General features: G+C 64.6%; 20 protein-coding genes. 13 read left to right on the forward strand and 7 right to left on the reverse strand.

All coding sequences use genetic code 11. The features are described 5' to 3' along the window. The first annotated feature begins 219 nt into the window (after positions 1-219). From FIU66_RS06820 to FIU66_RS06835, 4 genes are read left to right on the forward strand one after another with little or no spacing between them, the layout of a single operon-like run. Entirely contained in the window at positions 220-897 is a 678-nt protein-coding gene (locus tag FIU66_RS06820; RefSeq protein ID WP_167621998.1) for a hypothetical protein, read from the forward strand. Beyond that, complete coding sequence (locus FIU66_RS06825) at positions 894-3,035, forward strand: Mu transposase C-terminal domain-containing protein (RefSeq protein WP_167621999.1); 2,142 nt, start codon at positions 894-896, stop codon at positions 3,033-3,035. Before FIU66_RS06820 ends, FIU66_RS06825 begins: the two co-directional genes overlap by 4 nt. A gap of 2 nt (positions 3,036-3,037) precedes the next feature. Next, a complete protein-coding gene (locus FIU66_RS06830; protein ID WP_167622000.1) occupies positions 3,038-3,997 on the forward strand; it encodes a TniB family NTP-binding protein in 960 nt (319 codons plus the stop codon). Positions 3,998-3,999: 2 nt separating this feature from the next. Then, positions 4,000-5,511, forward strand: a complete 1,512-nt coding sequence (locus FIU66_RS06835) for a TniQ family protein (RefSeq protein ID WP_167622001.1) — start codon at positions 4,000-4,002, stop codon at positions 5,509-5,511. 200 nt (positions 5,512-5,711) lie between these two features. On the opposite strand, the gene FIU66_RS06840 is transcribed toward FIU66_RS06835, so the two are convergent. The 4 genes from FIU66_RS06840 to surE all read right to left on the reverse strand — a co-directional run bounded on the left by FIU66_RS06840 (position 5,712) and on the right by surE (position 8,740). Continuing rightward, positions 5,712-6,008: a PRC-barrel domain-containing protein gene (locus tag FIU66_RS06840; protein ID WP_167622002.1), complete on the reverse strand. Its 297-nt coding sequence runs from the start codon at positions 6,006-6,008 to the stop codon at positions 5,712-5,714. A gap of 65 nt (positions 6,009-6,073) precedes the next feature. After that, the gene (locus tag FIU66_RS06845) at positions 6,074-7,225 is read right to left on the reverse strand and encodes a M23 family metallopeptidase (protein WP_167622003.1); all 1,152 of its coding nucleotides are present in this window, start codon (positions 7,223-7,225) and stop codon (positions 6,074-6,076) included. Positions 7,226-7,262: 37 nt separating this feature from the next. Next, positions 7,263-7,928, reverse strand: coding sequence for a protein-L-isoaspartate(D-aspartate) O-methyltransferase (locus tag FIU66_RS06850; RefSeq protein ID WP_167622004.1), 666 nt, complete (start codon positions 7,926-7,928; stop codon positions 7,263-7,265). Continuing rightward, positions 7,925-8,740: a 5'/3'-nucleotidase SurE gene (gene surE, locus FIU66_RS06855; protein WP_167622005.1), complete on the reverse strand. Its 816-nt coding sequence runs from the start codon at positions 8,738-8,740 to the stop codon at positions 7,925-7,927. The genes FIU66_RS06850 and surE overlap by 4 nt, the downstream gene beginning before the upstream one ends. A 185-nt stretch (positions 8,741-8,925) precedes the next feature. Between surE and FIU66_RS06860 the strand changes: the two genes are divergently transcribed. The 3 genes from FIU66_RS06860 to FIU66_RS06870 are packed head-to-tail and all read left to right on the forward strand — an operon-like array spanning position 8,926 to position 11,262. Then, entirely contained in the window at positions 8,926-9,840 is a 915-nt protein-coding gene (locus FIU66_RS06860) for a sulfite exporter TauE/SafE family protein (protein ID WP_167622006.1), read from the forward strand. After that, complete coding sequence (locus FIU66_RS06865; RefSeq protein WP_167622007.1) at positions 9,840-10,682, forward strand: TIGR02186 family protein; 843 nt, start codon at positions 9,840-9,842, stop codon at positions 10,680-10,682. The genes FIU66_RS06860 and FIU66_RS06865 overlap by 1 nt, the downstream gene beginning before the upstream one ends. Positions 10,683-10,698: 16 nt before the next feature. Then, positions 10,699-11,262: a DUF2585 domain-containing protein gene (locus FIU66_RS06870; RefSeq protein WP_167622008.1), complete on the forward strand. Its 564-nt coding sequence runs from the start codon at positions 10,699-10,701 to the stop codon at positions 11,260-11,262. Between the two features lie 28 nt (positions 11,263-11,290). Here the strand turns inward: FIU66_RS06870 and FIU66_RS06875 are convergent, their stop codons facing one another. After that, on the reverse strand, positions 11,291-12,247 hold the full coding sequence (locus tag FIU66_RS06875; RefSeq protein ID WP_167622009.1) for an L-malyl-CoA/beta-methylmalyl-CoA lyase: 957 nt from the start codon (positions 12,245-12,247) through the stop codon (positions 11,291-11,293). Positions 12,248-12,388: 141 nt separating this feature from the next. On the opposite strand from FIU66_RS06875, the gene FIU66_RS06880 reads away from it, so the two are divergent. Continuing rightward, positions 12,389-13,249 carry a D-amino-acid transaminase gene (locus FIU66_RS06880; RefSeq protein ID WP_167622010.1) on the forward strand — a complete coding sequence of 287 codons (861 nt, stop codon included), beginning with the start codon at positions 12,389-12,391 and terminating at the stop codon, positions 13,247-13,249. A gap of 104 nt (positions 13,250-13,353) precedes the next feature. Here the strand turns inward: FIU66_RS06880 and FIU66_RS06885 are convergent, their stop codons facing one another. Continuing rightward, positions 13,354-14,262 (reverse strand): 1-acyl-sn-glycerol-3-phosphate acyltransferase, encoded by a 909-nt coding sequence (locus FIU66_RS06885; protein ID WP_240544629.1) that lies wholly within the window; start codon positions 14,260-14,262, stop codon positions 13,354-13,356. Positions 14,263-14,304: 42 nt separating this feature from the next. Beyond that, positions 14,305-16,884, reverse strand: coding sequence for an aminopeptidase N (gene pepN, locus FIU66_RS06890; protein WP_167622011.1), 2,580 nt, complete (start codon positions 16,882-16,884; stop codon positions 14,305-14,307). Positions 16,885-17,084: 200 nt separating this feature from the next. Between pepN and FIU66_RS06895 the strand changes: the two genes are divergently transcribed. The 5 genes from FIU66_RS06895 (at position 17,085) to FIU66_RS06915 (ending at position 23,872) form a co-directional block, all read left to right on the forward strand. Further along, positions 17,085-17,711, forward strand: a complete 627-nt coding sequence (locus FIU66_RS06895) for a hypothetical protein (RefSeq protein WP_167622012.1) — start codon at positions 17,085-17,087, stop codon at positions 17,709-17,711. 180 nt (positions 17,712-17,891) lie between these two features. Continuing rightward, positions 17,892-19,463, forward strand: a complete 1,572-nt coding sequence (locus tag FIU66_RS06900; protein WP_167622013.1) for a Re/Si-specific NAD(P)(+) transhydrogenase subunit alpha — start codon at positions 17,892-17,894, stop codon at positions 19,461-19,463. A 12-nt stretch (positions 19,464-19,475) separates the two neighbouring features. After that, a complete protein-coding gene (locus FIU66_RS06905; RefSeq protein ID WP_167622014.1) occupies positions 19,476-20,918 on the forward strand; it encodes an NAD(P)(+) transhydrogenase (Re/Si-specific) subunit beta in 1,443 nt (480 codons plus the stop codon). Positions 20,919-21,119: 201 nt separating this feature from the next. Further along, on the forward strand, positions 21,120-22,553 hold the full coding sequence (locus FIU66_RS06910; protein WP_167622015.1) for an NCS1 family nucleobase:cation symporter-1: 1,434 nt from the start codon (positions 21,120-21,122) through the stop codon (positions 22,551-22,553). 11 nt (positions 22,554-22,564) lie between these two features. Further along, a complete protein-coding gene (locus FIU66_RS06915; protein WP_167622016.1) occupies positions 22,565-23,872 on the forward strand; it encodes a DUF3422 family protein in 1,308 nt (435 codons plus the stop codon). Position 23,873: the final 1 nt, after the last annotated feature.

Below are 23,873 nucleotides of genomic sequence, written 5' to 3' on the forward strand. Positions count from 1 at the left end.
GAGGCAGACCGAAATCCGCCAGTCATGTGGTTTCCGCTTAGCATTTCCCGCTCGGGAATGCAAGCCTTCGGACTGTCCTCTCGAAAACCAGAAGGCCCCTGTGCAGAGGCGAGCGAACCCGCAGTTGCGGGGCAAGCTTCGACACCCTCCGCGCAAGGCAACGCCATTTTCCTCGTCCACTTCCGGGCGAGGACGGGAAACTATTGTCGAGAGACAGATATGCTTGTTGATGAAAACGGCTTCGCCGTCCTGCACGAGCCCAGCCTGGGCAACCGCCGTCCAGCCACCGCCTCGAAGGGTCACTTCACCGGTCACCTGATGGTGGGCGAGTGGCCCGGGCGGTTGCTCTACACGGAAAGCCTGCTGGAGCAGAACTGGGCCCACTGCCTTGATGCCCATCCCATGACGAAGGTCCTCCGCGAACAGGTCGCTTTCGAATGGCAGGCAGCACCGCGCAAATTCCGGACGCACTACTTCGACCTTCTGGTGGAGCAGGTCGATGGCCGACGGATCGCCTATCCCGTCAAGCCCAAGGCGCGCCTTACCCCGAAGTTCATGGGGGAAATCGCCCAGGTTGCCCAACAGGCCAAGATGTCCGGGTTTGTCGATGATGTGCGGCTGCTGACGGATGTCGATCTGGATCCGACTGAGCTGTCAAATGCCCGGCTGACTTACGGCATGCGCAAGCCGGACGCGGAAGCCGACGCGGCAGCCGTCGATGTTCTCGGTGTAAGCGCAGGGGTCGCTTCGCTCGGCGAACTGACGGCCCGCATTGGCCTCGGGGCAAGGGGGTATCGAGCCTTGATCCGGTTGGTTCGGAAAGGCCGCCTTCGTTCCGTTCGTCATGAACGACTGACCCACGACACCGAAGTCTTCCATGTAGGAGAACCGGCATGAACATCCAGTTCGACACGAAGCGTCACCACTATGCGTTTGGCTTCTATGACCGTGTCATGATCGACAATCAGGCCTGGCGCCCCGTCAGCAGCAACGAGGTCGGCTGGGTCATGAGGCGTCCGGAGGAGGGTGGCATCGCTGTTCAGTTCACCCACGCCGAGCTGAGCCAGCTAGGCGCATCCGGTCGGATCCAGACCGAGCGCAACTACTTCACAGCTAAGTCAGCGCAGCGTCGCTCAGACGAGACGGACACGTTGATCTCTCTGCTGACCGACAAGCAGCAAGATGACGTCTTTGCTCGCGAGATCTGGGTGAAGTCATTTTTTGAATTGGAACGGAAGAGAAAAATCTGTCGAACGGATCTTTCGATCGAAACCAACATGGGTGAACTCAGAGGTATTGCTCTTGATCATGCAGAACATCTGAAAGGACCGAGTGCCTCCCATGCATCTGCCGGGTTCCAGTTCAGAAAGCGCCCGAGCTCAAGAACGCTGCGGAAATGGCTGAAGGCCTATGAGGCCGAAGGCTTGGCAGGGCTTGTTGATCGCGCGCGATTTCGTGGAAACCGCAGTTCCTCATTATGTCCCAGCGCTATCGGGCTTATGATGTCCGAAGCGCGAGGATACATGCACCCCGATAGGCCTACAATCCAAGTGATCGTCGAGCGTGTTCAGGGCGCTTTCGAGAAGAAGAATGCCGAACTTGCTGCCCAAGGCTTACCTGTTCTCGTCACTCCGAGTCGCGAAACCGTGCGCCGAGCCATTCGTGGGCTCGATCCGTATCATGTCGAACTCCGCCGGATGGGGGCAGCCGCCGCCCGCAAGAAGTTTGCGCCGGTCGGCAAGGGGCTGTCGCTGAGCCGGCCCTTGCAACGTGTCGAGATGGACGAATGGAACATCGATATCATCGTAAAGCTGGCCGAAGCCGGGTTGCTTGACTGGTTCACGTCAGATGAGCGTATGGCACTTGGGTTGGATCGTGAGTCTTTCCGGTGGACGGTGACTGGGGCGATGTGTGCAACAACCAGGTGTATTCTCGCCTTGGTCATGACACCCTCTGCGAAGGCCAGCGCAGCCATCCAGGCGGTCAAGATGGTGCTGTCTGACAAGGGGGCACTGTCCACCGCAGTCAAGGCTCATGGCCAGTGGTATATGCATGGGTTGCCGGAAGAGTTCGTCACCGATTGCGGGCCGGCGTTTCGCTCTCAGGAGTTTCAGACAGTCTGTGCGGATCTGGGTGTCTCCGCTACGCGGGCCGTCGCCGGGGTGCCGGAACTGCGCGGCCGGGTCGAGCGCCTGTTCCGGACGATGTCCATCAATCTCCTTCCTGAACTCGCTGGCCGCACTTTCTCCGGCATCGCAGAGAAAGGCGACAGCAACCCGTCGGATCGGGCTTGTCTGACAGTAAACGATCTGGCCTTCGTGCTGGTCCGCTGGGTTGTCGATATCTATCACAACACCGAACATGAGGGCCTTGGTGGCGAAACGCCTGCGCAATGCTGGGAGCGCCTGACGGCTCAGTTCGGCGTGACGCCACCACCCGACACCCGCACCAGCCGCCTCATCTTTGGCCAGAAAATCCGCCGGACCTTGGACAAGAGCGGCATCAGGGTTCTCGGTGCCCAGTATCACTCTCCCGGGTTGGCAGCCCACTTCATGAGCCGGCGCAATCGCGAACTCGAGATCCGCTGGCTGCCCAGCGACATCGGCGCCATCGAGGTTCGTATCGATCACGACTGGATCACCGTGCCTGCTGTCCTGGAGGACCTGCACGGTCTCAGTGCGCAGCTCTGGATGTCGGCCGTGCGCGAGGTCAGGGCTACAGACCCCGACCGGAAACGCCATGACGACGCGGTCATCCGTGCAGCGTTGCGCGACATTCGGGGCCGCTCCGAAGACGCGCAAGCGGCCAACGGTCTGATTGTGGATGACTGGTCTGATGATCGTCTGCGCCGCGAAGAGCAGAAGCTGATGATCGGCTTCGATGTCGGCCCAAATAAGCCTTCCGCACCCCGTAATGGCGGCATCGGCCGGTCCATCGACACCGCTGCCGTTTCCGATGAAAGCATCCCGGTGCAGAAACCTAGTGCTCCGACGGCCAAGCCCGCGCGCAGCGGCAAGTTCAAGCTGGAGGACTGAGCATGATCGATCACGCCAAGAACGCGCGCATCATGCTGTCGCTGCGCACCCGCCATGTCACGGGGCCTCGGGACGCCGAATTCCGGTCCCACCTCGAACGCCTTCTGCGTCGCGATGACGCCGGAAACCTGGCCGCTGAGGCGGTCAGGTATTCGGCCACCGGTGAAACCCGTGGTATTCTCGTGGTGGACGGCCCGGGCGGCGGGAAGTCCACAACTGTCGCCCATCAGCTTGCGACCCTTCCGGCTTTGCAGGTCGGGTCTCAAGGGACTCCAGCCTGGCTGCGGGTAAGCGTGCCCAGCCCGGCAACGCTCAAGAGCATGGGCTGCGAGATCCTTCGGCACAGTGGCTATCCGAACCTTTCGGACAGGCGGGAGGTATGGAGCATCTGGGATCAGATCAGGTCGCGCCTGAAGATGCTCGGGGTATGCGTGCTCTGGATCGACGAGGCCCACGACCTGTTCTGCAAAGACAGGGCCATGATCCTGCGGGCCCTCAAGTCGCTGATGCAAGGCGATGAGGCGGTGATCGTGATCTTGTCCGGCACTGAGCAGCTGCACGAGATCATCCGAAGCGATCCGCAGGTCCAACGGCGGTTTTCCACCATGCAGTTGCGGCCGGTCTGCGCCGCAACCGACGGGGAGGACTTTCACGATCTGATCGAGGCCTATTGTGCTCAGGCAGACCTGAAGTCCCACCTGTCCGCTGATCTCGTCGCAAGGCTGTTCCACGCATCGCGCCATCGCTTTGGCCGCAGCATCGAAACAGCACTGAACGCCATTGAGGCGGCGTTGGGTCGTGGTGACGCGAGTCTGACCAACGACCATTTCGCCCTGGCTTGGGCCATGCTGGAGGGCTGTGCACCTGGCCGCAACGTCTTCCTGGCTGATGACTGGAGCAGCATCGACCCTGACGGTGATGACAATGAGCATACGGTTCGGCAGCGCGGACGGAGGAACTGATCATGCCGCAGTTGTTTCCGCACCTGCCGTTCCAGCCTGACGAGACGCCGGCATCCTGGGCCGCTCGCCTTTCGGTGCTCCATGGCTGCTCGACCCTCAGGACGTTCCTGTCTGATCAGAGCATCGCTTCTCCGGACTTTCTGCACGGGCGCCGCAGCGTCATTGATCGCCTCTGCGAGGTTGCGGGGCAGGACGCCGCGCCAGTCTGGCACAACACTGCTGTGTCCGTGGGCAATCAGAACTTCACCCTCCGGTCCGAACCTTTTCCGGCGTCCATGATGGTGCGGGAGGAAACGCGGTTCTGCCCCCTTTGCCTGCATCAAGACGACCTTCTTGGTGGCGATCCGGGGATCTGCCGACGTGACCGGTTGGCTTGGAGCCTTCGTGTCGTGACAACTTGCCCGGAGCACGGCATCGCCCTGATCTATAGGGGCCGGGATCACCGGGACAAGATGCAGCGCAAGCTGATCGAACATGTTCCGGAACGGGGCGCCACCCTTGTCGCCTTGGCGGAAAACGGGATGCGTCGTGAGCCATCACCCCTACAAACCTACGTGCTGGGCCGCCTCGAAGGCCGGTCAGGGCCTCAGTGGCTGGATGGACAAACCCTCGAACAGGCGGTCAGGACAACACAGATGCTCGGTGTCGTCATGGCCTTTGGCACCACGATCAACCTGGGGTCTGTCGACCGAGACGGCTGGGACCTGGCGGGCCGCATGGGGTGGAGATGGGTGGCAGCAGGCGAGCACGGCCTGCACGCCGCCTTTGCAGAGCTCCAGGCTGCAGCCTTTGAGCGGGGGCAGGGCGGGCAGAACTACTTCACCGTGCTCGGCCAGCTCTATCGTTGGCTGCTCGAGCCCGGAAATCGCCCGGATCATGGCCCGATCAAGCAGTTGTTGCGCAACTACATCGTGCAGAACATGGATGTCTGCGTTGGGCGCGATCTGTTGGGTGAACGCATCGAACGCCGTCGGAAATACTCGGTGCAATCGCTTGCCCTGCAGTCCGGTTTGCATCCGCAGACCCTCGGCAAAGTCTTGGTCGAGCGCCGATTGATCGGGGCGGAGAATGCAGACAAGCCTGCCTCCATCCTGCTGGTTGATGCAGAAGAAGGTCGCCAAGCGGCGGCTTCGCTGAGCCGTTCGGTCCCGTTCGTGCAGCTGCCTGCGCTGCTAGGAGCAACTCGACCGATCGCCAGCTGCCTGATCGACCTCGGCGTCCTCACGCCGCTGACCCGAAGCCAGGGAGAGAACACCCGAGACAAGTGCGGTTTCGACGCCCTGGAAGTAGAGCAAGCTTTGGAGCAGATCCATGTCATGGTGCCGGAGATGTCGGATGTGCCAGCGGAATGGGTATCGCTGAACCAGTGTTCGAAGCGTGCGCGCATCCCGATGCGCGATCTGCTGCAGATGATCCTTTCGGGTAAACTTCGGCAGATCGGACGCGCGCAAGGAGAACTCGGGTTCAACTCGTTGCGAATCAGCATCGAGAACATTCGCCTCGTGGCCTCATAACTGGCCAAGGATCCGAAAAAATTCGGGAATGGCCGCCTCAGGCGGCCATTTTTCTTGAACTTTCGATGGCAGTTTTATGCGTGTCGAATGGCAACTTCGTCCGCCGTCTGAAGAGAGGCAGCCGCGTATACGCTGAACACGATGGTAGTTTTACGTGTGTCTGCACAGAAAGGCGGCGGACCGGCCGCCGCCTTCTGCTGTCAGTCGTGATGTTCGGGCAGGGCCTTCAGGTCCTCTTTCGACCAGCGGGATACGCCGTGAACGACCCCGTCGCCGTCGCGCATCAGGTCGAGGTCCGAGGCAGGCACCAGAACCGGCTTGGACCCGATGCCCAGAAACCCGCCCACATCGATCACCACCTGCGCGCTGCTTCCCGATCCATGGACATGGGATACGGTTCCCACGGTTTCATCGCCGGGGCCATAGATGGTCGCGCCCGTCAACACCGCGTCGGTCAGTTCGTCCGGCAGAAGCCGGGGATGTTCGGAATGATCCATGCCTTATCCTCCGTTAGCCTTGCTATCGCAAACCAACGTGCCGGATCGCGCCGCGTTCCGCAGGGTCAGTTGATGTATTTTTCCGGATCGACGCTGTCGAAGCCCTGGCGCACCTCGAAATGGACAAAGCCGCCGCGGCCGGCTGTGCCGATGGACTGGCCGCCCGACACCCGGTCGCCCTTGGCCACGTCCAGGCCGTCCAGCCCGGTATAGACTGTCATCAGGTTTCCGTCATGGCGCACCACCACGATGGGCGTTCCGGCGGTGTCCTGGGTGACGGCCGCGACCGTGCCGCTGCCCGCAGCCTTGACCGCCGTTCCCGCCGTGGCCGAGATGTCGATGCCGTCGTTCTTGCCCTTTTCATAGACGCGGATGATCGACCCCGACACGGGCATCTGGAACCGCCCCCCGGCCGAGGCCGCGGTCCGCGTCGCGCCCAGATCCGTGGCCGGCGCTGCGGGGCCCGGTTCTGCTGCGGGGGCCGTATCCTCGGCCGGCAGGGGCTGGGCGGCTGATGGCGGGCGTGGCGTCGGGCTGCCGGTGCCCGGGGCGGTGGTCACGGCTACGGCACTGGGGGCCTCCTGGCCCTTGACCGGCACGATCAGCCGCTGGCCGACCCGCAGCGTCATGGACTGGGGCAAGCCGTTCCAGGCGGCCAGGTCCTGAACAGTGACGTCATATTTGCGGGCAATCGACCAGGCCGTCTCTCCCGAGGCCACGACATGCTGCGCCGGGTTGGCTGGACTTGCCGCCGGAGCGGAGGCCTGTGGCGCGGCGGGGGCAGGGGCAGGGGCCGCCGGGCGACCGGCCTGTCCCGCGAAGGGATCGACCACGGCACCGGGGGAAGTGGCGGAGCCGGGCAGGCCGGTGCCGGCAGCGACACGTTGCGACAGGACCAGCGTCTGGCCTGCGGCCAGCGGGGCATTGGCCGGCAGGGCGTTGTGCTGGGCCAGCCGCGCCGCGTCGATGCCCAGCCGGGCCGCGACGCTGCCCACCGTGTCGCCACTGCGGGCCACCGCGACCTGATAGTTCGGAAAGGTGATGACGCCCCGGCGGTCGGGCTGCGGCCGCGGCGCGGCGCGGGCTGCCGCATCGGCCGTGCTGAGTGCCCCCGGCATCCAGCCCCGCAGGTCCGGATCAAATCCCGTCGCCCCGCAAGACGCCAGAAGAAGGGCTGCGGCCCCCATGCTGGCAAGCCGTTTCGTTGTCCTGCTCATTCCCGTCGTCCTTAACCTGCCTTGCCGCAGATCCGGGTCATGTCGGTCCCAACCCTTCGACCAGCGGCACAAATCGCACCTGTCGCAATTCGTCATAATCATAGCCGGCGTCGGTCCGGGTCACGCGGATCAGGGTCTGGACTGCATCGGACTGTCCCACCGGCACCACCATGATACCGCCGATCTTCAACTGTGCCAACAGTGACCCCGGCGGATCCTCGGCCGCGGCGGTGACAAGGATGCGATCAAAGGGTGCCTGGTCGGGCAGACCGCGCGATCCGTCGGCCACCTGCGCCGTGATGTTGTGCAGGCCAAGCTGGCGGAAGATCGCCTCGGCTTCCTGCACCAGGCGGCGGTGCCGGTCCACCGTATAGACCCGGCGGCACAGCCCCGACAGGATTGCCGCCTGGTAGCCCGAGCCGGTGCCGATCTCCAGCACGGTGTCGCGCGGGCCGGGGTTCAGCGACTGGGTCATCAGCCCCACGACCGAGGGCTGGCTGATCGTCTGGCCGCAGGGGATGGGCAGGGGCGTATCCTCGTATGCACGGTCCGCGAACTGGCCCCGCACGAACAGGCCGCGGTCGATCCGCTCCATCACGGCCAGCACGCGGGGATCGGTCACGCCGCGCGAGCGCAGTTGGAAAAGAAAGCGCATCTTGCGCTCGGCCGGGTCTTCCTCGTCGTCGTGGTGATCGACGGTCATGAAATCTCCGCCTTAGGGGTGTCGTCGTCGAAAAGCCCCGCCATGTCCTGCAGCGAGGCGTGGCAGGTCAGGTCCGCCCGCATCGGCGTGACCGAGATGAAGCCGTCCATGTTCACCGCGACATCGGTGCCGGGTCGGGCAGGGGCGTTCTGCGCGCCGCCCGCCGCCCACATGAAGCGGCGCCCGTTCGGCGCGGTATAGGGAACGACGCTGAAGTTCGTGCCCTGCCGACGCCCCTGCGGGACCATACGGGTGCCGCGGACCGCGGTCGCGGGGACAGGCGGAAAGTTGATGTTGTAGAACAGCCGGAAATCCGCGTCCGAGGTCCAGTCGCCATGATCCAGCAGCCGCCGGATCACGGCCGCGCCGTGCTGGCGGGCGCCTTCGAAGGGATCGGCGAGGCCCGCCGTCTTCGGTCCCAGATACTGCGACAGCGCGATGGCGGGCAGGCCCTGCAGGGCGGCCTCCATCGCGCCGCCGATGGTGCCCGAATACATGGCGTTTTCACCCGAGTTGTTGCCCCGGTTGACCCCCGACAGCACCAGGTCGGGCGGCGCGTCGGCCATGATGTCGCAAATGGCGGCCAGGACGCAGTCCGCAGGACTTCCCTCGGTCGCGTAGCGGCGTTCGTCCAGACGCGCGACCATCGTCGGATGCGAATAGCTGATGCAATGGGCCACGCCCGACTGCTCGAAGGCTGGGGCGACGGTCCAGACCTGACCCGACGGACCTGCCAGCGTCGCCGCGATCTCGGCCAGGACTTCAAGCCCCGGTGCGTTGATGCCGTCGTCGTTGGTGATCAGTATTCGCATTGCCTGGGCCCGCACCGTCCTGCGGCGCCTGAGACAGCGCCTGTTCACGTCTTCGTTCCTGCTTAGCCGGGCGATGGTCCCGCTTCAAGCGCCAGCATCCCGAGGGCGGCCGGGCCAAGGAAAGCGGTTTGACCTGCCTGCCGGGCCGTTGCATCCTTGCCCCTGACGCAAGCGGCGCGCGGACCATGCAGATCTATCTTCCCATCGCAGAAGTATCCGTCAATGCCTTCACGCTGATCGGGCTTGGCGGCCTTGTCGGCGTGATGAGCGGGCTTTTCGGCGTGGGAGGAGGCTTCCTGATCACCCCTCTGCTGTTCTTCATCGGCATCCCGCCCGCCATCGCCGTGGCCACCGGCGCCAACCAGGTCGTCGCCTCGTCCGTGTCGGGCGTCCTGGCACATGTCAAGCGCAAGAGCGTGGACTTCAGAATGGGGGGCGTCCTGTTGGCGGGGGGCCTTGTAGGATCCTGGATGGGTGTCTGGGTCTTCACGCTGCTGCAGGAACTGGGCCAGGTCGATCTGGTCGTGCAGCTTTGCTATGTCGTCTTTCTTGGCCTGATCGGCATGATGATGCTGCAGGAAAGCATCCGCGCCCTGCGCCGGTCAAGGAAGCCGGGGAACCGCAAGCGGCTGCACCAGCACAACTGGGTCCATCGCTGGCCGGGAAAGGTCAAGTTCCGCGCATCCGGGCTTTACATCAGTGTCATTCCCCCGCTGCTGGTGGGCGTCGCGGTGGGTGTGCTGGCGGCGATCATGGGGGTGGGCGGCGGCTTCATCATGGTGCCCGCGATGATCTATCTGCTGGGGATGCCGACAAGGGTGGTCGTCGGAACCTCTCTGTTCCAGATCACCTTTGTCACGGCCTTCACCACGCTGATGCACGCCGTTAGCTACAATACCGTGGACATCATGCTGGCGGTGCTGCTGATCGTGGGGGGCGTGGTCGGTGCCCAGATCGGCACCACTCTGGGCGCAAAACTGCGGGCCGAACAGTTGCGCATCCTGCTGGCGCTGCTGGTGCTTGCGGTTTGCGGAAAGCTGGCGCTTGACCTGTTCCTGACGCCCGACGACTTCTATGCCATCCAGCCGGGGATCGGCTGATGCGGAAACTGGCGGCCGCCTTGATGCTGCTGGCGCTGTCCTGCACGGCAAGCGCGCAATCCACCGTCCCGCCGGGCAATGCCGATGCCTTGCCGATCGAGGCCGCGCCACCTGACGAGTTTCAGCCGCCCGCGGAATCCGTGGTCGCGGGCCTGTCTAGCGACAGCGTGGCGATCACGGCCAGCTTCGACGGGTCGGACATCCTGATCTATGGCGCGATCAAGCGCGAAAGCCCCATTCCCGAAGGCCCGCCCCTGCAGGTGATCGTGACCGTCGAGGCCCCGTCCAGCGGCGTCACCGTTTGGCGCAAGGAACGCAAGGCGGGGATCTGGGTCAATGCCCAATCGGTCAGGATCGGCGCGGCCCCCGGCTTCTATGCCGTGGCAACGACGGCCGATCTGGACGACATCCTGCTGCCCGAATGGGACAACCGCTACCGGATTTCGCTTCCCCTGGCGATGCGGGCCTTTGCGGGTCAGGTCGCCGTGGAAAGCGCCGTTCCGTTCACCGAGGCCCTGATCCGCATCCGCGAGGACGAGGGGCTGTATCGCCTGGACGAGGGCAGCGTGTCGCTGATCGACCAGACCCTGTTCCGCGCAGATGTCAGCCTGCCCGCTAACCTGGTCGAGGGCGCCTACAAGACGCGGATCTTCCTGTTGCGCGACGGGCAGGTGATCGACGTCTTCGTCGCCCCGATCAATGTCCGCAAGGTGGGGTTGGAACGCTGGCTTTACCGCCTGGCCTTCGACCAGCCGTTTCTGTACGGCCTGATGTCGCTGCTTGTCGCTGTCGCGGCGGGCTGGGGCGCTTCTGCTGCGTTCCAGAAACTGCGACGGCCCTAGCGAAGGATCCCCCCTGATGACCCGCAGCAACCGGACCCCGTATTGGGGCGTCATTGCCCTGGTGCTGGTGGCGGCGGCCATCCTTCTGTGGGCGGGCCGCGTGCCCATCTGCGAATGCGGCTACGTGAAGCTGTGGCACGGCCAGACGAACAGTTCCGAAAACTCGCAGCACCTGATGGACTGGTATACCCCCTCGCATCTGCTGCACGGGATCTTGTTCTATGGTCTGCTTTGGCTGGTGGCGCGCCGGCTGCCCTTTGGCTGGCGCCTGCTGATCGCCACCCTGGTCGAGGCGGCGTGGGAGCTTGTCGAGAACTCTGACGCCATCATCGAACGCTATCGCAGCGTGACCATCTCGCTGGACTACTATGGCGACAGCGTTGTCAATTCTGTCGCCGACATCGGGGCGATGATCGTGGGCTTTTACCTGGCCCGCTGGCTGCCGGTCTGGCTGTCGGTCGCGATCGTCCTGGGCTTCGAGGCGCTGACCATCTGGCTGATCCGCGACGGCCTGGCCCTGAACGTGCTGATGCTGCTGTGGCCCCTGGAGGCGGTCAAGACTTGGCAGGCCGGTGGATAGGGGCGGCTGTCGGCCGCCCCCTCGGGTTTCAGCCAGCGATCAGTTCGGCCTGGCGCACGATCACCTCGGCCTGCTTGATCGAGGCGATGTCGACCAGCCGGCCCTTGTAGACGGTCGCGCCCGCGCCCTCGGCCTTGGCCTTTTCCATGGCGGCGAGGATCTCGCGCGCCTCGGCGACGGCCGCTTCGCTGGGAGAGAATACCTCGTTCGCCAGGGCTATCTGGCTGGGGTGGATCGCCCATTTGCCGACCATGCCCAGCGTCGCCGACCGCCGCGCCTGCGCCACAAAGCCGTCCTGGTCGCTGAAATCGCCGAAGGGTCCGTCCACAGGCAGCAGCCCGTGGGCGCGGCAGGCCGCAACGATGGCGGTCTGCGCCCAGTGCCAGGGATCGGGCCAGTATTTCTGCCCCTCGCGGATCATGTAATAATTCTCCTGCGTCCCGCCGATGCCGGTCGTGGCCATGCCCATCGAGGCCGCGAAATCCGCAGCGCCCAGACTGATGGCCTGCATCCGGGGAGATGAGGCCGCGATCTCCTCAACATGGCAGATACCTGCCGCGCTTTCGATGATGACCTCGAAATTGATGCGCTTGCTGCGGCCCTTGGCGCGCTCAACGGCCGTCACCAAGGCGTCCACGGCATAGATGTCGCTGGCGTTCCCGGCCTTGGGGATCATGATCTGGTCCAGCCTGTCCCCCGCCTGTTCCAGCAGGTCCACCACGTCGCGATACCAGAAGGGCGTGTCCAGGCCGTTGATCCTGACAGAAAGCGTCTTGTCGCCCCAGTCGATGTCGCCGATGGCCTGGATGATGTTGGCCCGTGCCCGGTCCTTGTCGGCGGGGGCGACCGAATCCTCCAGATCCAGGTTGATCACATCGGCGGCGGACTTTGCCATCTTCTCGAACAGGCTTTCGCGGGAACCCGGGCCAAAAAGCTGGCAGCGGTTCAGGCGGGCGGGGGGCAGGGGCTGGGTGCGGAAGCTCATGGGTCAGGTCCGTAAAGATTTGCGTCCCATAGAGCAATATTGTTTCGCACCCGCAGCATCAAGCCCGGACCTTGGTTTGTCTTGACGACGCGGCGCTTTGGGCGCAGGACCACGCCGACAAATGCGGACAAGGGGGACATCATGACGCGCACGGTCTTTGTAAACGGCGATTACCTGCCCGAGGATCAGGCCACCATCTCGATCTTCGACCGGGGGTTCCTGATGGCCGACGGCGTCTACGAGGTCGTCAGCGTCCTCGACGGCAAACTGCTTGATTTCGAAGGCCATCTGGTCCGTCTGAAGCGGTCGTTGGGCGAACTTGCGATGGACAACCCGCTTTCGGATGAGGAATACCTGTCGGCTTTTCGCGCCCTGGTTGACAAGAACGACATCACGGACGGACTGGTCTATCTGCAGGTCACGCGGGGCAATCCGGGCGATCGCGATTTTGCCTATCCCCCGGCGGGCACGCGGCCCACGGTCGTGATGTTCACGCAGTCAAAGCCTGGCCTAGCGGATGCACCCGCAGCGAAAACCGGCTGGAAGGTCATCAGCATCGAGGATGCGCGTTGGGCCCGCCGCGACATCAAGACGGTGCAGTTGCTTTTCCCGTCGATGGCCAAGATGGAGGCCAAGGCCCGCGGCGTGGACGACGCCTGGATGGTCGAGGACGGCATGGTGACCGAGGGCACCAGCAACAACGCCTATATCGTCAAGAACGGAACCATCGTGACCCGCGCACTGTCGAACGACATCCTGCACGGCATCACCCGCGCCGCCGTTCTTCGCTTTGCCGCCGAAGCGCAGATGCAGGTCGAGGAGCGCAGCTTCACCATCGCCGAAGCCCAATCGGCGGACGAGGCCTTCATCACCTCGGCCAGCGCCTTCGTGATGCCGGTGGTGGAAATCGACGGCGCGGCCGTGGGCACGGGGCAGGTGGGCCCCGTCGCGACCCGCCTGCGCGAGATTTATCTGGAGGAAAGCCGCAAGGCAGCGGTCTGAACTGGATTGCCTGTCCTTGCGGGGAGGCGAAGGCCGGGGGCCGACTGCCCCCGGTACCCCGTGGATATTTCCTTACAGAAGATGAAGCGGGTGAGCGGGCCGCGTCATGCCAGGCCTTCCGACCCGCGCACCAGCCTTGCCCCGCCCCGGTCCTGCATCAGGCGCGCAGCGTCGGGGCCGGGCGCGGGCAGGGACAGCACCGCGTCGCGCAGGACGTTGATCGCATCCTCGCCCTTGGGCAGGGTCGCGGGATCGATGGGCGCCCCTGCGGTCACGCGATAGGGCTGGCTGCGCTTGTTCAGCACCTCGTTGAACAAGGTCACGTCGCGCAGCGTCGGGTGGATCGCGTCCAGCAGGTAGAACAGCGCCGAATTGCGCGCCCGGATATTCAAGGGGATGATCGGCACGCCGAACTTGCGCGCGATCATGGCCGCGCTTGCCATCCAGGGACGTTCGTGCAGCGTCAGCCCTTGGCGTTTCGCCAGCCGGCCCGAAGGAAAGATCAGCCCGATCCGGCCCGCCGACAAAGCCTCGCGCGTGTAATCCATCGTGGCCTTGGTCTTGGCGTGGCTGCGTTTCTCGATGCGCCATTCCACGCCCGCGATCAGGTCGGCCACCTGCGGCAAGACGCGGATCATGTCATGGTTGGCATAGATGAACAGGTCGTCGCGCAGATGCGAGACCAGAGCATGGACCACGATGCCGTCGGCGATGCCGGTCGGATGGTTCGCGACAATCAGCGCGGGGCCGGTGGCGGGAATATGCTCCATCCCCTCGACCCGGACATCGCGGACGATCAGGTCGGTCATGCGGCGCATGATCTCGGCCGTGGGCAGGTCGCGGAACTCGGATCCCAGGCGGATGGTCGTCGGATAGCGCAGCAGGCCCATCATCGCCCATCTCGCGACGCGATGATGCGCCTTGCCCGAATAAAGCCACGGCGCCCGTTCTGCAATCAGCGGGTCCAGTCGGGCCTGCATCTCGGCCCTGGGATCGGCGTAACGGTCAGTCATCCCGGCCTTTCTGCCCCGCTGCCGGGGCGCCCGCAACCGCGATCATCGACCTGCGGCGATCATCCGCGACACCATCTCGCGGGTATTCTTGCTCAAACCCTCGGACGCGGCGATTCGTTCCAATGCCGCCAAGGCCTTGGCGCGGCGGCCGGGGTCATAGCGGGTCCAGGTCTCGAAGGCCGTGGACAGGCGCGCTGCCATCTGCGGGTTCAGCGCGTCCATGCGCAAAAGCCAGTCGGCCGTGAAGTCGTAGCCCGACCCGTCGGCGGCATGGAAACCCGCATGGTTCGCCGCAAGCCCCCCCAGCAGGGCACGGAAGCGGTTGGGGTTCTTCCAGTCGAAGTCCTTGCGCTGCGACAGGTCGCGCGCGACGGCGGCCGCCTGCAGGGGCGGGGCCGCCATGGGCTGGACGGCGAACCACTTGTCCATCACCAGCCGGTTGCCGGCGAACTGATCCTGCAGCGCCGCCAGTTCCGCCTGCCCGCGTCCGCGCCGCAGCAGGCAGGTCAGGGCGGCCATGCGTTCGGTCATGTTGCTGGCGATGCCGAACAGGATCTCAGCCCGCTCGCCGCCGTCGATGCGGGTCAGCAGCGCGAGAACAGCGTTGCGAAGGGACCGCTGGGCGGTTCCCGCCGCGTCGGGGATATAAGGGCCCTCGACCTTCATATCCTCGTAAAGCTGCGACAGCAGATCCAGATGCGTTTCAGCGATCTGGCGGGCCAGCAACTCCCGCGCGGCGTGGATGGCATCGGGATCGGGCGTCAGGCCCTCACTGGACAGGCGGGTGGCGATCTCCTCCTCTCCGGGCAGGTTGAGGCAGAGTGCGCGGAAGGCGGGATCGGCGGCATCGTCGGCGATCAGGCGACCGATCGCATCGACATAGTCGCCGGTGACGGTCTTGCCCTGCGAGGCCGCGATCAGCGCGGACAGGGCCAATTCCCGGCCTGCCTCCCATCGGGCGAAGGGGTCGGTGTCGTGGGCAAGCAGGAAGGCGCGCGTGGCATCGTCCAGGTCGCGCGACAGCATCACCGGGGCCGAGAAGCCGCGCAGCGCAGACACCACTGGACGCGCGCCGAGACCTGCAAAGGTGAAGGTCTGGCTGGCCTCGGTCACCTCCAGCACCTGGGTCGGCGTCACCTCGTCGCCGTTCGGACCGATCAGGCCCACGGCAACGGGGATCACGCGTGGCAGTTTCTGGGCCTGCCCCGGCGTGGGAGGCGTTTCTTGCGTGAAGGTCAGCGCAAGGGTGCCATCCTGCCAATCCTCGATCATGGTCAGGCGCGGGGTACCTGCGTCCGTATACCACCGCTTGAACTGCGCCAGGTCGCGGCCGGTCGCATCTTCGAAGACCTTCAGCCAATCCTCGATGGTGGCGGCGTCGCCGTCGTGACGGTCGAAATACAGGTCCAGCGCCCGGCGATAACCGTCGCCCCCGACCAGCCTTTTCAGCATCCCGATCACCTCGGCGCCCTTTTCATAGACGGTCGCTGTGTAGAAGTTGTTGATCTCTTCATAGCGGTCCGGGCGCGGGGGATGGGCAAGCGGGCCTTGGTCCTCGCGGAACTGGCGGGCGCGCAGCGCCTGCACATCCTCGATCCGCTTGACAGCCGCCGACCGCATGTCGGACGTGAACTGCTGGTCGCGGAAGACCGTCAGCCCTTCCTTGAGGCAAAGCTGGAACCAGTCGCGGCAGGTAATCCGGTTGCCGGTCCAGTTGTGGAAGTATTCATGGGCGATAACGGCCTCGATCCGCTCGTAATCGGTGTCGGTCGCGGTTTCCGGGCTGGCCAGAACCAGTTTCGAGTTGAAGATGTTCAACCCCTTGTTTTCCATGGCCCCCATGTTGAAGTCGTCGACCGCCACGATGTTGAAGACGTCCAGGTCGTATTCGCGGCCATAGACATCCTCGTCCCATTTCATTGACTTGATAAGGGATTCCATCGCAAAGCCCGCGCGGTCCTGATCGCCCGGCCGGACCCACACGTTCAGCGCAACCTTGCGGCCCGACCGTGTGGTGAAGCTGTCGCTGACGGCCACCAGATCGCCCGCGACAAGTGCGAACAGGTAGGACGGCTTGGGCCAGGGGTCGTGCCATTCGGCGCGGCCCTGCGACTGGCCGACCGGGTTGCCGTTCGACAGCAGGACCGGCAGGTCGCTGTCGATGGTGACGTGGAAGGTTGCCATCACGTCGGGCCGGTCAGGATAGAAGGTGATGTGGCGAAAGCCCTCGGCCTCGCACTGGGTGCAGAACATCCCGTTCGAGATATATAGACCCTCGCAGGCGGTGTTGGCCGAAGGGTCGATCTCGACCTCGGTTTCCAGCAGGAAGGGGTGGCGGGGTAGGGCGCCTGCGGTGATCGTCAGCGTCTCCTCCTGCCGCGTCACATGGGCGGGGTCCAGGGGCTGGCCGTCGATGGTCAGGGCCAGCAGCCTAACAGCCTTGCCGCCGTCCAGGACAAGGTCGGCCGCCTGTTGCGCATCGCGTGGCGCCAGGGACAGTTCTGCGTGGACCCGCGTGTTTCCGGGCGAAAGCCGGAACCGCATCCGCGTCGCCGACAGGACAAAGGGATAGGGGCGGTAATCGGCAAGTTTATGCACATTCTGCCCGTGAGTTTTGGTCATCGCATCCTCGGCATGAAGAAAGCTGCTCCGGCTCGCGGAACCTGTTCACGGCCAATGTGTTAGTCGCATGAAAGCCGGGTCGCAAGTCGGCTGATCTCGCCCATGCCCGGCCCGGTCGAATTGACAGGCGCCGGGGGGGCGGAACAGATCGGGGGCGACGCTGAGACCGGCGTATCAACACAGAACTCTGGAGGCCAGAAATGACCCATGATCCGAACGACCCCAACCGCACCCGGCCTATTGATCCCGCCCGTCCTGCCGACCCGACCATCCGGAACGAGACGTATGTCGAACCGGTCGAGCGTCGCTCGTCGCCCCTGCCGCTGATCATCGGCGTTCTTCTGGCCCTGGCCTTGGCATATTTCGTGCTTCAGCGCTTTACCGGCGATGACACGGTTGTCACGGAAGGCGATACCACCACCGTGACCACCACGACCGAAGCGCCCGAGGCCGGCGATGCCGCCAGCAGCGCTGCGGCCGATGCCGAGGCCGCAGCGGATGAAGCGGAAACGGCCGCTGAAAGCGCCGCTGCCGGAACCGAAGATGCAGCCGAGGATGCCGCTGCCGCCGCCGAGAATGCTGCCGAAAGCGCAGCTTCGGCTGCCGACAACGCTGCCGAGGCCACCGGGACTGCCCTGGAGAACGCTGCCGGTGCAGCCGCCGACGCGGCCGACGCCGCTGCGGAAACCGCGGCTGATGCGGCCAGCGATGCCGGCGCGGCCGTGGATGACGCGGTAACCGTTGACGAGACCCCTGCGCCCGCGACCACAACCCCGGCGCCGGCTACGACGACCACTCCGCCTGCGACGACGGCTCCGGCGAACTGATCGCCGCTTTCCAGCACCAGATGCCGCCCGGGGTCGATCGATCCCGGGCGTTTTCTTTTGTCGCGCAAGCCTTCCTTCGACCTTCGTCCTGCAAAGGCTACACACGCACTTGTGAAACTTTCTTTCGCGATGCTATCTGTCAGCCAAACGGGAACCGAGCGAACGGGGGACAACACAGCCATGAAGATTGGCGCGTTGAAGGAAAGTTTCGAGGGAGAGGCGCGCGTCGCGATCACGCCCTCTTCTGCCGGGCATCTCATGAAGCTGGGGCACCAGGTCTTCGTCGAAAGCGGCGCAGGGGCGCGGGCCGGGTTCTCGGATGACAGCTATCGCGCGGTCGGAATCACCGTGGTCCCGACGGCCGCCGATCTGATCGCGTCGGTCGATGTCGTGGCAAAGGTGCGCCAGCCGTCCGAGGGCGAGATCGGCCAGATGCGGGAAGGCCAGACGCTGATCTCGTTCTTCTATCCGTCCCAGAATGCCGAAATGCTGGCCCTGGCCAAGGAACAGGGCATCACCGCCATCGCCATGGACATGGTGCCGCGGATCAGCCGGGCGCAGAAGATGGACGCGCTGTCGTCCATGGCCAATATCGCGGGCTATCGCGCTGTGATCGAGGCTGCAAACAACTTCGGCCGCTTCTTCACCGGCCAGGTGACTGCGGCCGGCAAGGTGCCGCCGGCCAAGGTATTGGTCGTGGGGGCAGGGGTGGCGGGCCTGGCGTCCATCGGCACGGCCGTCAGCTTGGGCGCGCAGGTCTATGCTTTCGACGTTCGCCCCGAGGTCGCCGAGCAGATCGAGTCGATGGGCGCCGAGTTCGTCTACCTCGATTTCGAGGAAGCGCAGGACGGCGCCGCAACCGGCGGATATGCCGCGCCCTCGTCGCCCGAATTCCGCGAAAAGCAGCTTGCCAAGTTCCGAGAGCTTGCGCCGCAGATGGACGTGGTCATCACCACCGCGCTGATCCCCGGCCGCGATGCGCCGAAACTGTGGACCCGCGACATGGTTGAGGCGATGAAGCCCGGCAGCGTCATCGTGGACCTTGCGGCCGAACGCGGCGGCAACTGCGAGCTGACCATCCCCGACGAACGGCACGTGACAGAAAACGGCGTGACGATCATCGGCTATACCGACTTCCCGTCGCGCATGGGCGCCCAGGCGTCCGAGCTTTACGGCAACAATGTCCGTCACTTCGTGGCCGACCTGACACCCAAGAAGGACGGCGTCGTCTTCCACAACATGGAGGATGACGTGATCCGCGGGGCCACGGTGACGCGCGATCACGACATCACATGGCCGCCGCCGCCGCCGAAGATCGCGGCCATCGCGGCACAGAAGCCCAAGGAGAAAAAGCGCGAGCTGACGGTCGAGGAACGTCGCGCCGCCGAAGTCGCGGCCTTCAAGGCCGAGACCCGGTCGCAGGTCACGCTGCTGGTCGTCGGGGCAGCGGTCCTTTTGCTTATCGGGCTGTTCGCGCCCTTCAGCTTCATGCAGCATTTCATCGTCTTCGTGCTGGCCTGCTTTATCGGCTTCCGGGTGATCTGGAACGTCGCGCATTCGCTGCACACGCCGTTGATGGCGATCACCAACGCGATCAGTTCCATCATCATCCTGGGCGCGCTGATGCAGATCGGGTCCGGGTCCTGGTGGGTCGTCCTGCTGGGTGCCTTGGCGGTGCTGATGGCGGGGGTCAACATTTTCGGTGGCTTCATGGTCACCCGGCGCATGCTCGCCATGTTCCAGAAGTCGTAAGGGATCGCAGGAATGGAATACGGATTTACCACTGCGGCCTATGTGATTGCCGCTGTCCTGTTCATCCTGTCCTTGGGCGGCCTGTCGGGACAGGAAAGCGCCAAGCGCGCGATCTGGTACGGCATCGCGGGCATGGCCTTGGCCGTGCTGGCGACGCTGTTTGGGCCGGGCGCGGGGAACTGGCTGTTGTCGCTGGTGATGATCGCGATCGGCGGCGCCGTCGGCTGGGTCGTGGCCAAGCGCGTCCAGATGACCGAGATGCCCCAGCTTGTCGCCGCCATGCATTCGCTGGTGGGCCTTGCGGCGGTCTTTGTCGGCTTCAACGCGCAGATCGAGCTGGCCCGCGTGCTGCGCGCCAAGGCCGAGGGCGGGGTTCATGTCTTCCAAGGTTTCGCGGCCGTCCTGGCCGACAAGACCCCGGCCGAGATCGCCATGCTGAAGATCGAGGTGTTCCTGGGCATCTTCATCGGCGCCGTCACCTTCACCGGGTCGGTTGTGGCCTTTGGCAAGCTGGCGGGGCGCGTGGACGGCAAGCCGAAAAAGCTGCCGGGCGGACACATGCTGAATGCCGGCGCGCTTGCGCTGTCGGTGCTGCTGGGCATTCTTTATTTCACGGGCGTCGGGCCTGCGATCTTCTGGCTGATCCTGATCACGCTTTTGGCGTTCTTCATCGGCTACCACCTGATCATGGGCATCGGCGGGGCCGACATGCCCGTCGTGGTGTCGATGCTGAACAGCTATTCGGGCTGGGCCGCCGCCGCCATCGGCTTTACGCTGGGCAACGACCTGCTGATCGTGGTGGGCGCGCTTGTAGGCTCAAGCGGCGCGATCCTGTCCTACATCATGTGCAAGGCCATGAACCGCAACTTCGTCAGCGTGATCCTGGGCGGCTTTGGCGGCGAGGCCGGCCCCGCGGCCGAGATCGAGGGCGAGCAGATCGCCATCGACGCCGAAGGCGTGGCCGCCGCGCTGAACGACGCCGACAGCGTCATCATCGTGCCGGGCTACGGCATGGCCGTTGCGCAGGCCCAGGCCGCCGTCAGCGAACTGACCCGCAAGCTGCGGGCGGCGGGCAAGACGGTGCGTTTCGCCATCCACCCCGTCGCAGGCCGTCTGCCCGGCCACATGAACGTCCTGCTGGCCGAAGCCAAGGTGCCATATGACATCGTGCTGGAGATGGACGAGATCAACGAAGACTTCCCCTCGACCGACGTGGTGATCGTCATCGGCTCGAACGACATCGTGAACCCGGCGGCGCAGGACGACCCCAACAGCCCCATCGCCGGGATGCCGGTGCTGGAGGTCTGGAAGGCCAAGCAGGTGTTCGTCAGCAAGCGGGGGCAGGGCACCGGCTATTCCGGTATCGAAAATCCGCTGTTCTTCAAGGAGAACACCCGGATGTTCTATGGCGACGCCAAGGACAGCCTGAACAAGCTGCTGCCGATGATCGAGTGAAAGGGAAGGGGGAACAGGTCGCTGTTCCCCCTTTCTGATTCGTCCGTGGATCGCCCATGAACCGGGCAATCTGTAAATGCATTTTCCCGCAACATTGAATTCACGCATCCAAGGCTTGCCTTTGACTCGTCGTGCTTGGCGCAGCGTGAACTTTCGGATGTGATGCTGTTCAGAAACAACCATAATCGCAGGGACAGCATCATGAACCACCCGGACTATATCCACATCGCAGGCGGCGATCCATCGTTGTACAACGAGGACCTCGCCCCGGTCCCGCATGAGCGCCGCCACTGGGGCGCCTTCGAGATCTTCAACGTCTGGAACAACGACATCCAGAGCCTGTTCGGCTATACGCTGGCTGCCTCGCTGTTCCTGTCCTACGGCCTCAACGGCTGGCTGACCTTCACGGCGATCGTCGTGTCCGGCCTGATCGTGATGTGGCTGGTGAACCTGTCGGGTCGCCCATCGGTCCGCTATGGCATTCCCTATGCGGTGATGGCGCGATCCTCGATGGGGGTGAAGGGCGCGCGGTTTCCGGCACTGATCCGGGGCGTGGTCGCGATCTTCTGGTATGGCGTCCAGACCTACTTCGCCTCGACCGCCGTCGCGCTTGCGATCCACGCCCTGTTCGGGATCGAGGACACGGGCGGCGGCTTCCTGGGCCTGAACGGCGTGGACTGGATCGCCTATATCATCGTGGCGGGCTTCCAGATCGGATTGTTCCTGATGGGCATGGAGTGGGTCGGCAAGTTCCTCAACTGGGCCGGGCCGTTCGTCTACGTGGTGATGATCGTGCTGGCGCTGATGATCTGGTATCAGGCGGGCAACGGCATCTGGTCCGAGATCGGGGTCATCTTCCAGGGCGGCGACAGCGAATACGGCACAGTATCCGGCTTCATCGCAGTCGTCGGCACGATGGTCGCCTATTTCGCGGCCGTGGTGATCAACTTCGGCGACTTCTCGCGCTTCGTGAAGACCGAGGGGCAGATGCGGACCGGCAACTTCTGGGGCCTGCCGGTGTCGATGGCCTTCTTTTCGTTCATCGCGCTGTTCATCACCGCGGGCGCGGTGGTGCTGTTCGGCGAACGGCTGACCGACCCCACCGCCATTGTCGAGCGCGTGGACAGCCTGGCGCTGACGCTGATCGCGGCCGTCACCTTCTTTGCGGCCACGGTCGGGATCAACCTGGTCGCGAACTTCGTGCCCGCCGCCTATGACATCGCGAACCTGTCACCTTCGACCATCAGCGCGCGGACCGGGGGGCTGATCACGGCGGCCCTGGCCTTCATCATCGGCGCCTTGTGGGTATCGGTGATCTCGGCCATCGGGATCGCTGGCTTTGTCGATACGCTTGGGGCGATCCTTGCGCCGCTCTACGGGATTCTGATCGCCGACTATTACGTCATCAAGAAGCGGCAGTTGGATATCGACCAGATGTTCACTGCCCAACCCACGGGACGCTACTACTATCAGGGCGGTTGGAACCAGCGCGCGATCATGGCAGTGGGAATCGCGGCCGTCTTCTCGGTCGGGACGGTATGGCTGCCGGCGCTGCAGGCCCTTGCGGGCTTCGGCTGGCTGATCGGGGCAGTGCTGGGCGGGGTGTTTTACATCCTGTTCATGCGCAGGAATTGAAGGGAACAGGCGTGGGGCCGGACATCGAACATGCGCTGCGGTACGATCTTGTCAACGAACTGCATGCCCGGCCCTCGCCCCGCCTGTCCGCGCCTGCGACATGCACCTTCGTGGCCTTCAAGGAACCTCGCGACGCGGCCAATCGCGACCGGCGCAAAGATTTCGACCATTTGGCCGCACTGACTTCGCGCCACGGCGGGCCCCGGCCCGACCCCGAGGACAGCCATTACCAGGGCAAGCTGGGGCGCCACGACCTCAAGTGGGAAAGCCACACCGAGTTCGTGACCTACATGGCGACAACGCCGGGCTTGCCGATCCGGCCTTTCGATCCAAGCGCCGCCGCGATCTTTCCGACCGACTGGCAGGCCCAGGCACCCGGGCGGCGGGTGGCGGCCGTGATGGTCCAGATCGACCGGCTGCCCGACGATCCCGCCGAGGCTCTTGACCGCATCAGCACCTGGTTCGCGCGCGACAGCCTGACCGCCGTCTGGGTGCTGGAGGAAGCCGCAATGATCGCGGGGGATTTCCGCATCGACCCGGACGGCTGGATGCGCTTTGCGGTGTTTGTCGGTCCCGACGTGGGGGAAGGGCGGATCGGCCGCATCGTCCACCGGCTGGTGGAACTGGAAACCTATCGCGCGATGTCCATGCTGGGCCTGGGCCGGTCGCGCAGCCTGTCGCGCCGCCTGAACGAACTGGAGCCGCGGTTGTCGGCCATCGTCGAGGGGATGCATGACAACGCCCGGCCTGCCGAAGTCGTGCTGCACGAACTGCTCGAGGTATCGGCAGAACTGGAAGCGCAGGCGGTTCAGCATTTCTTCCGCTTCGGCGCCACCAAGGCCTATGAGGCGATCGTGATGGACCGGGTTTCCGCACTGCGCGAAAGCCGCTTCATGGGGCGGCAGATGCTGAACGAGTTCATGCGCCGCCGATATCGTCCGGCGATGCGGACCGTCGCCTCGGCCGAGGAAAGGCTGCGCACCATGGTCGAACGGACCCGCCGCGCCGCCGACCTGCTGCGGACGCGCGTGGATGTCGAACGGTCTGCGCAGAACCAGGCTTTGCTGGAACGGATGGACCGCCGTGCCGACCTGCAACTGCGCCTGCAGCACACGGTCGAGGGGCTGTCGGTGGTGGCGATCAGCTATTACGCCGTCGGGCTGTTGTCCTATGCGCTTTACCCGCTGGCTTCGGCGCTGAAGATCGACAAGGCCTATCTGATCGCGGGCGTGACGCCGGTCGCCGTGCTGGTCGTCTGGTGGGCCATGCGGCAGGTCCGCCGCAGTCTGCACAAGCATGGCCCGGGGGGCGATTTCTAAC

It is taken from the genome of Paracoccus sp. AK26 (assembly GCF_011801365.1).
GTDB classification, from domain to species: domain Bacteria; phylum Pseudomonadota; class Alphaproteobacteria; order Rhodobacterales; family Rhodobacteraceae; genus Paracoccus; species Paracoccus aerius.

Coding starts and splice junctions, on each gene's coding strand:
- FIU66_RS06820 (WP_167621998.1), top strand. CDS start 220: ATGCTTGTTGATGAAAACGGCTTCGCCGTCCTGCACGAGCCCAGCCTG.
- FIU66_RS06825 (WP_167621999.1), top strand. CDS start 894: ATGAACATCCAGTTCGACACGAAGCGTCACCACTATGCGTTTGGCTTC.
- FIU66_RS06830 (WP_167622000.1), top strand. CDS start 3,038: ATGATCGATCACGCCAAGAACGCGCGCATCATGCTGTCGCTGCGCACC.
- FIU66_RS06835 (WP_167622001.1), top strand. CDS start 4,000: ATGCCGCAGTTGTTTCCGCACCTGCCGTTCCAGCCTGACGAGACGCCG.
- FIU66_RS06840 (WP_167622002.1), bottom strand. CDS start 6,008: ATGGATCATTCCGAACATCCCCGGCTTCTGCCGGACGAACTGACCGAC.
- FIU66_RS06845 (WP_167622003.1), bottom strand. CDS start 7,225: ATGAGCAGGACAACGAAACGGCTTGCCAGCATGGGGGCCGCAGCCCTT.
- FIU66_RS06850 (WP_167622004.1), bottom strand. CDS start 7,928: ATGACCGTCGATCACCACGACGACGAGGAAGACCCGGCCGAGCGCAAG.
- surE (WP_167622005.1), bottom strand. CDS start 8,740: ATGCGAATACTGATCACCAACGACGACGGCATCAACGCACCGGGGCTT.
- FIU66_RS06860 (WP_167622006.1), top strand. CDS start 8,926: ATGCAGATCTATCTTCCCATCGCAGAAGTATCCGTCAATGCCTTCACG.
- FIU66_RS06865 (WP_167622007.1), top strand. CDS start 9,840: ATGCGGAAACTGGCGGCCGCCTTGATGCTGCTGGCGCTGTCCTGCACG.
- FIU66_RS06870 (WP_167622008.1), top strand. CDS start 10,699: ATGACCCGCAGCAACCGGACCCCGTATTGGGGCGTCATTGCCCTGGTG.
- FIU66_RS06875 (WP_167622009.1), bottom strand. CDS start 12,247: ATGAGCTTCCGCACCCAGCCCCTGCCCCCCGCCCGCCTGAACCGCTGC.
- FIU66_RS06880 (WP_167622010.1), top strand. CDS start 12,389: ATGACGCGCACGGTCTTTGTAAACGGCGATTACCTGCCCGAGGATCAG.
- FIU66_RS06885 (WP_240544629.1), bottom strand. CDS start 14,262: ATGACTGACCGTTACGCCGATCCCAGGGCCGAGATGCAGGCCCGACTG.
- pepN (WP_167622011.1), bottom strand. CDS start 16,884: ATGACCAAAACTCACGGGCAGAATGTGCATAAACTTGCCGATTACCGC.
- FIU66_RS06895 (WP_167622012.1), top strand. CDS start 17,085: ATGACCCATGATCCGAACGACCCCAACCGCACCCGGCCTATTGATCCC.
- FIU66_RS06900 (WP_167622013.1), top strand. CDS start 17,892: ATGAAGATTGGCGCGTTGAAGGAAAGTTTCGAGGGAGAGGCGCGCGTC.
- FIU66_RS06905 (WP_167622014.1), top strand. CDS start 19,476: ATGGAATACGGATTTACCACTGCGGCCTATGTGATTGCCGCTGTCCTG.
- FIU66_RS06910 (WP_167622015.1), top strand. CDS start 21,120: ATGAACCACCCGGACTATATCCACATCGCAGGCGGCGATCCATCGTTG.